This is a genomic window from Kitasatospora sp. NPDC057936, from assembly GCF_042887525.1.
Classification (GTDB): domain Bacteria; phylum Actinomycetota; class Actinomycetes; order Streptomycetales; family Streptomycetaceae; genus Kitasatospora.
Window position 1 is genome coordinate 22,812 of sequence record NZ_JBHVPD010000084.1, and the last position, 8,763, is coordinate 31,574.

The following is an 8,763-nucleotide window of genomic DNA, read 5'->3' on the forward strand; positions in this document are numbered from 1 at the left end:
CCATGGACGGCAGGACGGACGACGGGGCGGCGGGCCGGGCCGTCGTCCGTCCTGCCGTCCTGGACCTCCCGCCGACGCCGCGCACGGCCGTCGCCTGGCTGCCGCCGCCCGAGCTGTGGCCGGCCGTCCAGGCGATCCGGCTGGTGCACGACCCGCAGGTCCGGCGCTGGCCGCCGCACGTCAACGTGCTCTTCGGATTCGTCCCGGAGAGTGAATTCGCCCGCGCGGTCCCGCTGCTCTCCGCCGCCGTGGCGCGCACCCCGCCGTTCCCGGTCCGCCTGAGCGGGGTGCGCAGCTTCCGGCACCGCGCGTACGCGACCGTCTGGCTCGATCCGGCCGCCGCCGGGTCCGCGCCCTGGGTCCGGCTGTACGCGGACCTCCTGGAGCGCTTCCCGCGCTGCCGCGGCCGTGCCGGCGGCTACACGCCGCACCTGTCGCTCGGCCGCACGCAGCACCCGAAGGAGCTCGCCGCCGAGTGCGCGGCCCGGCTCGGCAGCCTGTCCGCGCAGGTCGGCGCGCTGACGGTGCTGTCCCGGCGGGGCGACGGGCCGATGCTCCCGCGCGCCTCCGTGGCCCTGGGCAGCGGTGACGTAACGTGGTCGGACGACACGCCGTCGTAGCGAGCAATACCGGCATTTCGGGCACCGGATCGAGTGAGATCGGGGGCGAGTGTGATCGTCACACGGTTTTTCGCCACCCTCACAAGGAGTGACGCAATGCGTATTCGCACCACCCTCGCCGCCACCGCCCTCGCCGCGATGTGCGTCCTGGCCGGGGCCGGCACCGCCGCGGCCGGCGACGCCACCGCCAACGGTGTCGCGTTCGGCTCGCCGGGTGTGCTGTCCGGCAACCAGATCCAGATCCCGGTGAACGTCGAGGCCAACGTCTGTGGCAACTCGATCGGCGTGGTCTCGATCCTGAACCCGGCGTTCGGCAACACCTGCATCAACGCCTGACGACGGCCCTGGGCCGTCCGCCGACTCCGGCGGGCGGCCCTTCGCCGTGTCCGGGCCGGGGCCGTACCCCCGTTCGGGGGTGGCGCCGGGGGTGCGGGATCGGGACCATGGTCCCCGACCCTCGCGATCCCCAGCCAGGAGGCAGCACGTGCGGACCACGTCGACCAGTCGCAGCTACTCATCCGGCACCGCGGACGTGCCGCTGCTCGGCGACACGATCGGCGAGAACCTCGACCGCGCGGTCCGCGCCTTCCCCGGGCGCGACGCCCTGGTGGACCGCGCCACCGCCCGCCGCTGGACGTACGCCGAACTCGCCGCCGACGTCGACGCGCTGGCCCTCGGCCTGCTCGCCCTCGGCATCGCCAAGGGCGACCGGGTCGGCATCTGGGCCCCCAACTGCGCCGAGTGGACGCTCACCCAGTACGCCACCGCCAAGCTCGGCGCGATCCTGGTGACGGTCAACCCGGCCTACCGCTCGCACGAGTTGGAGTACGTGCTCAATCAGGCCGGGATCCGGCTGCTGGTGGCGGCGCCGTCCTTCAAGACCTCGGACTACGCGGCGATGATCGACGAAGTCCGGCCGCGCTGCCCGGAATTGGAGCGCGTCGTCCTGATCGGCAGTGCGGCCTGGGACGACCTGCTGACCGTCGGCCGCCGGGCCGACCCCGAGCCCCTCGCCGTCCGCGGGGCCGAACTGGCGCCGGACGACCCGATCAACATCCAGTACACCTCCGGCACGACCGGCTTCCCCAAGGGCGCGACGCTGTCGCACCACAACATCCTCAACAACGGTTACTTCGTCGGCGAGTTGCTCGACTACACCGAGCAGGACCGGATCTGCATCCCGGTGCCCTTCTACCACTGCTTCGGCATGGTCATGGGCAACCTCGCCGCCACCTCCCACGGCGCCTGCACGGTCATTCCGGCCCCCTCCTTCGAGCCCGGCGCCACCCTCGCCGCCGTCGCCGCCGAGCGCTGCACCTCCCTCTACGGGGTGCCCACGATGTTCATCGCCGAGCTCGCCGACCCGGACTTCGAGCGCCACGACCTCTCCAGCCTGCGCACCGGCATCATGGCCGGCGCCCCCTGCCCGACCGAGGTCATGAAGGACGTCATCGACCGGATGGGCATGGCCGAGGTCTCCATCTGCTACGGCATGACGGAGACCTCGCCCGTCTCCACCCAGACCCGCACCGACGACTCCGTCGAGCGCCGCGTCTCCACCGTCGGCCGGGTCGGCCCGCACCTGGAGGTCAAGGTCATCGACCCCGCCACCGGCCGCACCGTCCCGCGCGGCGAACCCGGCGAGCTCTGCACGCGCGGATACTCCGTCATGCTCGGCTACTGGGGCGAGCCCGAGCGCACCGCCGAGGCCGTCGACGCCGCCCGCTGGATGCACACCGGCGACCTCGCCGTCATGGACGAGGACGGCTACCTCGCCATCACCGGCCGCATCAAGGACATGGTCATCCGCGGCGGCGAGAACCTCTACCCGCGCGAGATCGAGGAGTTCCTCTACACCCACCCCGACATCCTCGACGTCCAGGTGATCGGCGTCCCCGACCCCAAGTACGGCGAGGAGCTGATGGCCTGGATCCGCATGCGCGAGGGCGCCGCACCCCTCACCCCCGAAGCCGTCCGCGCCTACTGCACCGGCCGGCTCGCCCACTTCAAGATCCCGCGCTACGTCCACGTCGTCGACGAGTTCCCGATGACCGTCACCGGCAAGATCCGCAAGGTCGAGATGCGCGACATGGCCATCGGCATCCTGGACCTGTAGGAACGCCGACGGCCGACGAGGATTTCACTCCTCGTCGGCCGTCGCGCGCCCGTTCTCCTACCAGCCGGCGAAGCGCTGGTCCGTCGACACGATCTCGCGCCCGAGCGGGGTGAGGGAGATCGGGATCATCTTGAGGTTGGCCCACCCGAAGGGGATCCCGATGATCGACAGGAACAGCGGGATGCTGGTGATCAGGTGCCCGAGGGCCAGCCACCACCCCGCGAACACCAGCCAGATCACGTTCCCGACACAGGACGCCGCCCCGGCGTCCCGCCGCTCGACCGCCGTCCGCCCGAACGGCCACAGCACGTAGCCGGCGATGCGGAACGAGGCAATGCCGAACGGGATGGTGATGATCAGTACGCAGCAGATGATTCCGGCGATGACGTAGCCGATCGCCATCCAGATACCGCAGAAGATCAACCAGAGGATATTGAGAACGAGATCGATAACCTTCACGGTTGGCACCTTCTCACGAGCGGCGGTTGGACCCTACGACCAGCGATGCCCGCCGGCTCCCGTGTCTACGCCCTTAGGGGGTGTGTCTCAGGGGCCGTTCCGGGTCGGGGGGTCAGCCCCAGTTGCCCGTCAGGGGGATGTCGCCGGGGTTGCCGAAGACGACGGCGTAGGGGATGACGGTGCCCTCGTTGGCCGAGGCGTAGAAGGAGCGGTCGGTGGAGCGGTAGATGCCGACGGTGTCGATCCCGGTGCCGTCCCAGTCGCCCTTGACGGGGGTGTCGCCGGGGTTGCCGAACTTGAAGCGGTGGTCGGCGTCGCCGGGGGTGTTGGAGTCGCGCAGGTAGAACATCTGGGTGGTGGGGTCGTAGGCGCCGATGGTGGTGGTGCCGGTGCCGCTCCAGTTGCCGACCAGCGGGGTCCAGCCGGGGTTGCCGTACTTGACGGTGTACGTGGGGGTGGCGTTGTCGTCGCTGAGGTAGAAGTTCTGGTCGCTCGGGCGGTAGACGCCGACGGTGGTGCGGCCCCGGCCGCTCCAGTCGCCGACCAGGGGGATGTCGCCGGTGACGCCGAAGCGGACGGTGGCGGCCGGGGTGGCGTTGTCGTCGGTGAGGACGAAGGTCGCGGTGTCGCGGTGGTAGACGGCGACCGTGTCGGTGCCGGGGCCGTTCCAGTGGCCGGTCAGCACGACGTCGTCGGGCCCGGTGACGAGGCCGGCCACCGGGCCGACGCCGAGGAGGGTGTCGTTGTGGCTGTTCTCGCTGACGGTGCGGTCACCGGGGCGGTAGACGCCGACGCCGGTCGCCGGGCCGGCCGGGGTGGCGTTGATGACGGCCTTGCCGATGGCCTGCTGGCGCGCGGTGGTCAGCGGCATCGTGCCCGGCTGCTTCGAGTCGAGCCAGCGGAAGTTCTGGAGGTAGACGATCCGCGGGTTCTGGGCGGCCATCGCGCGGTAGTCGGCGTTGTCGGCGGCGAGGGCCGCGTCGGTGGAGTTCTCGCAGCCGTTCGGGTGGTCGAGGCCGGTGATGAAGGACTCGGGGAAGAGCACGAGGTGCTGGTCGGGCGAGGCGAGGGCGCCCTGGAGGGTGGCGAGTTCCTGCTGGAGGCGGCCGCGTCCGGCGCAGTAGTGGTCGAAGCCGACGAAGTCGGCCGCGCGCGGGACGGGCCGGGTGAGGTTGTAGGCGTCGGTGGTGTAGGCGATCGGCTTGTCGGGGAAGGCGGTCCGGACCTGGTCGGCCTCGGTCTGCACCTGGTCGGGCGTGAAGCCGTGGTAGTACGGCTCGTCGAGCAGGTAGATCATGGAGATCTTGTCGAGGTTGGAGCCGATCCGCCCGCGGAGCGCGGAGAGGTTGGCCGCCGCGTTCGGGTCGGGCCCGGTGATGTTGCCCTGGGCATCCTTCAGCGTGACGACGCTGTAGACGTCGAGGACGCAGGAGGCCGGTGCGCAGTAGTCGAGGAAGCCCGAGTAGCGGGGGTTGGCGAGGTCCTGGCCGATGTAGTTGTTCATGTTCGTCCACGGCGCCACTTCGGGGCTGTGGTCGATGTTGTCGCGCGGGTCCATGATGTCGAAGTAGCCGTAGTAGTCGAGCCTGCCGAGCATGGTGACGCGCAGGTCGTCGGCCGTGCCGACGGCCCCGGGGGTGGTGCGCCGCGAGCCGAGGTACACGTAGCCGTCGCGGGGGAGCGCGGCCGGGGTGGGGCCGGCGAACACCGTGGTGCCGTTGACGGTGACGGTCGCCTGCCCGGCCGTTCCGGCTGCGAGCGCGAGCGAGACGTCGTAGGTGTCCGACGCCGGGGTCACCGAGCCGACGGTGAGCGGGAGTTGCCGGCCGCCCTGGTAGAGCGTCAGTGCGCCGCCGGCCTGGACCTGGAGGCCCAGGGCCACGTCGCGGGCGTCGACAGCGCCGGTGCTGCCCGAGCCGTTGCTCACGAGGAGCGAGGCCGCGTCCGTCCCGCCGGTCGATCCGACGGCCGGGGTGAGGCGCGCGTGGACGGTGTAGGTGCCCGAAAGGTCGGCCGTGGCGGGCTTGTCGAGCCGTACGGCGGCCGTGCCCTGCGGGAAGGAGAGCGCGTTCGGGGCGACGGGGTCGTTGACCCGCACCGAGCCCGCCGGCGGAGAGGCGGCGAGGCCCTGAACGCCGGACACCGCAGTGTAGTTGGCGCTGACGACGGTCGGCTGACGGGCGCTCAGGTCGTCGTTGAGGCCGTGGTCGCCGCCGGCGGGGGAGCCGTCGAAGGTGTCGACGAACGGTTTGGCGCCCGCCGTGGCGCTCGCGTCGATCCGGCTGACGTTCACGCCGGTGCCGGTGCCGGTGCCGGCGCCGTCGCCGAAGGCGGTCACCGAGTTCCGGTCGGACAGGTACGCCCCGAGGTAGAGGAACGCGCTGCTCGGCCAGCGGTTGACGCCGGCCGGCGCCGTGACCGGGAAGACGGTGCCGTTGACGGTCAGGGCGAGCGCCCGGTCGGCGCCGCTGGAGACGGTCAGCGAGACGGCGTACTTGTCGGCGGCCGGCACCGTGCCCGTCCAGAACGGGGTTTCGCCGCCCCCGCCGTGGAAGAGCGAGAGCTTGCCGGAGGAGGAGACGATGAAGCCGAGGTCGACGTCGGAGTTGGTCACGTAGCCGGTGGCGCGGTGGCTGCGGCTGAGCACGATCGAGGCCCAGTCGGCGCTCGCGGTGTCGCCGACGACGGGGTCGACGACCGTGGACACGGTGAACCGGCCGTCCTGGTCGGCCACGGCCGGGGCGCCGAGCATGACGGCCGAGACGCCGAGCGAGAACACCATGCGGTTCGGCTGGGCGGGGTGGCTCGTCTGCACGTAGTAGGGCGGCGGTGCCGCGGTGGTGTCCCAGCGGCCGGAGACGCGCGTCCACGACGTGGTCCGGACGCCGTTCTGCCGTCGGTCGAGTCCCACGTTCAGGCCGTACAACGGGTCGGTGTCGAGGGCCGGGTCCTGCTGGAAGGAGTCCCTGAACGGGCCGGCGGCGGTGAGGTTCGCTGGGACGGGGACGGGGACGGGGACGGGGGCGGTGACGGGGGCGGAAGCGGCGGCCGCGGCCGAGGGCGCCGTGCCGAGCCCGGCCGTCGCCACGGCCAGGGAGAGCAGGGTGGCGGCGGCGCCGAGTCTGCGGCCCGCGCGCCGCAGGAGGGTCGCCGGGTGTCGTGGCAGGGCCATCGGGTGCAGCTCCAGGGTGTCGCGGGAACCGGTGGCTCCGGACGGGGCCGCCGCGGGGCAGCCCGACCTGCGCGCCGTCGGGCGCGTCGGTGTGCGTGATCTCCCCGGCCCGGATGCTACCGGGGGCGGGACGGGTGCGAACAACGGGTCACACGGTGATGCGGTATACCCTGTGGGGGTAAATGGCGGAGTGGAGGTGGGCGGTGCGGGACGGCATGGTGCGGGTCCTGCGCGGAGTTCTGCTCGCCGCCCTGCTGTTCGGGGTGCTGACCATGCACACGCTCGGGCATCCGACCGGTGGGCACCGAGGACGGCACGGCGGGGAGCATGTCGCCGTCCAGGTGCACCGGTCGCACGACGTCACGGCCGACCCCGGGATGCCCGGCGGGATGGACCCGATGGCGGTCTGCCTTGCCGTGCCGGCCGGTTGGGGACTCGTGCTGCTCGCCGTCGGGGGGTACGTGTTGCGGCGGGCCGGTGATTCTGCTGCTGCCGTGCGGGCGTTGCTGCTGGCCGCCGTCCGGGCGCTTCCGCCGCCCCGGGGCGGGAGGTCGGTCCTCGCCGAGGTGTCGGTGCTGCGTCAGTAGGCGTGTGGCGGTTGCCTCGCACGTCCACCGACCCACACCTACACACGAGGTGCATTTCGTCATGCGCACACCCTCTCGACGCGCCGTGCTCGGCGCGGCGCTCGCCGCTGCCGGGACCGGGATCCTGGCCGCGTGTTCGGACTCCATGAAGGGCATGGAGGGCATGGACCACGGCGGGCAGGCTCCGGCGCCGGCCGGCTTCGTCCGTCCGAACGGTCCCGAGGTCGCCGCCGCCGAGGCGCGGCGCAACCCCGGGGCGGAGCGCAAGGTCGCGCTCACCGCCACCGAGACCACCCTCGACCTCGGCGGGCGCACCGTCCGCAGCTGGGCGTACGGCGACGCGCTGCCCGGCCGCGAGGTCCGCGCCACCGCCGGCGAGACGCTCGCGCTCACCCTCGCCAACCACCTCCCGCAGCCGACCTCGCTGCACTGGCACGGCCTCGCGCTGCGCAACGACATGGACGGCGTCCCGGGGGTGACGCAGGATCCGGTCCGGGCCGGGGCCGCGTTCGACTACCGCTTCGCGCTCACCCGCCCGGGCACGTACTGGCTCCACCCGCACTCCGGCGTCCAGCAGGACCGCGGGCTGTACGCGCCGCTGATCGTCGACGACCCGAAGGAGCCGCTGGCCTACGACAAGGAGTGGGTCGTCGTCCTGGACGACTGGCTGGACGGGGTGGACGGGAGCACCCCCGAAGCCGTCCTGAGCGAACTGTCCAAGGGCATGGGCGGGCACGACATGGCCGGCATGGGCGGGCACGACATGGCCGGCATGGGCGGGCACGACATGGCGGGCATGGGGGGCCACGACGCGGCGGGCGCGGCCGGCCCCTCGCGCATGCTCATGGGAGCCCGCAGCGACCTCCTCGGCGGTGACGCGGGCGACGTCGCGTACCCGTTCCACCTGGTCAACGGCCGCCTCGCGACCGCGCCCGAGACCTTCACCGCCAAGCCGGGCGACCGGGTCCGGATCCGGCTGATCAACGCGGGCGGCGACACCGCCTACCGGGTCGCCCTCGGCGGCCACGAGCTGACCGTCACCCACACCGACGGCTTCCCGGTCGAGCCGGCCGCCACCCAGGCGCTCCTGCTCGGCATGGGCGAGCGCTACGACGTCCTGGTGACCGTCAAGGACGGCGTCTTCCCCCTCACCGCCCTCGCCGAGGGCAAGGGCGCCTCCGCGCTCGCGCTGCTGCGCACCGGCGGCGGCGCCGCGCCCGACGCCTCGGTGCGCCCGGCCGAGCTGGACGGCCGGCTGGTGACCGCCGCGCAGCTCACGGCGGCCGCGGGCGTCCGGCTGCCCGCCAAGGCGCCGGACCGGACGGTGCGGCTGGAGCTGACCGGAGGCATGGCGAAGGCCGACTGGGCCTTCGACGGCCGCAGGTACGACCCCGCGCAGCGCCACCCGGTGGCGGCGGGGGAGCGGGTGCGGCTGGAGTTCCGGAACTCGACGGAGATGTGGCACCCGGTCCACCTGCACGGGCACACCTTCGCGCTCGTCGGAGCGGCGGGCGGCGGCCCGCGCAAGGACACCGCGATCGTGCTGCCCGGCACGACGCTCGCCGTCGACTTCGACGCCGACAATCCGGGCCTGTGGATGGTCCACTGCCACAACGTCTACCACGCCGAGACGGGCATGATGACGGTCCTCGGTTACCAGGCGTAACGCCTGCCGGTGCCGGGCCGGGGGGGCGCCCCCCCCCCCGCCCCCCCCCCCCCGCCCCCCCCCCCCCCCCCCCAACCCCCATTGATAACGCCGGGCCCTGAACCCACCAAAAACACCGGACCCATGCCATGGGCCCTGACGGG

7 protein-coding genes are annotated in these 8,763 nt (G+C 72.6%); 5 read left to right on the top strand and 2 right to left on the bottom strand.

Annotation, left to right across the window (positions count from 1 at the left end):
* Window positions 1–2: 2 nt before the first annotated feature.
* From ACFVU9_RS33775 to ACFVU9_RS33785, 3 genes are all read left to right on the top strand, one after another.
* Window positions 3–620 (top strand): 2'-5' RNA ligase family protein, encoded by a 618-nt coding sequence (locus ACFVU9_RS33775; protein WP_387599987.1) that lies wholly within the window; start codon window positions 3–5, stop codon window positions 618–620.
* A gap of 96 nt (window positions 621–716) precedes the next feature.
* A complete protein-coding gene (locus ACFVU9_RS33780; protein WP_380436612.1) occupies window positions 717–956 on the top strand; it encodes a chaplin in 240 nt (79 codons plus the stop codon).
* Between the two features lie 148 nt (window positions 957–1,104).
* Window positions 1,105–2,736 carry an AMP-binding protein gene (locus tag ACFVU9_RS33785; protein WP_387599990.1) on the top strand — a complete coding sequence of 544 codons (1,632 nt, stop codon included), beginning with the start codon at window positions 1,105–1,107 and terminating at the stop codon, window positions 2,734–2,736.
* A 57-nt stretch (window positions 2,737–2,793) separates the two neighbouring features.
* On the opposite strand, the gene ACFVU9_RS33790 is transcribed toward ACFVU9_RS33785, so the two are convergent.
* Both ACFVU9_RS33790 and ACFVU9_RS33795 read right to left on the bottom strand, forming a co-directional pair.
* Complete coding sequence (locus ACFVU9_RS33790; RefSeq protein ID WP_380436608.1) at window positions 2,794–3,195, bottom strand: YccF domain-containing protein; 402 nt, start codon at window positions 3,193–3,195, stop codon at window positions 2,794–2,796.
* Between the two features lie 112 nt (window positions 3,196–3,307).
* On the bottom strand, window positions 3,308–6,367 hold the full coding sequence (locus tag ACFVU9_RS33795; RefSeq protein ID WP_387599993.1) for a hypothetical protein: 3,060 nt from the start codon (window positions 6,365–6,367) through the stop codon (window positions 3,308–3,310).
* A 182-nt stretch (window positions 6,368–6,549) separates the two neighbouring features.
* On the opposite strand from ACFVU9_RS33795, the gene ACFVU9_RS33800 reads away from it, so the two are divergent.
* Together ACFVU9_RS33800 and ACFVU9_RS33805 are read left to right on the top strand one after the other, a co-directional pair.
* Window positions 6,550–6,954 carry a DUF6153 family protein gene (locus ACFVU9_RS33800; protein WP_387599995.1) on the top strand — a complete coding sequence of 135 codons (405 nt, stop codon included), beginning with the start codon at window positions 6,550–6,552 and terminating at the stop codon, window positions 6,952–6,954.
* A gap of 61 nt (window positions 6,955–7,015) precedes the next feature.
* A complete protein-coding gene (locus tag ACFVU9_RS33805) occupies window positions 7,016–8,620 on the top strand; it encodes a multicopper oxidase family protein (protein ID WP_387599998.1) in 1,605 nt (534 codons plus the stop codon).
* The last annotated feature ends 143 nt before the right edge of the window (window positions 8,621–8,763 follow it).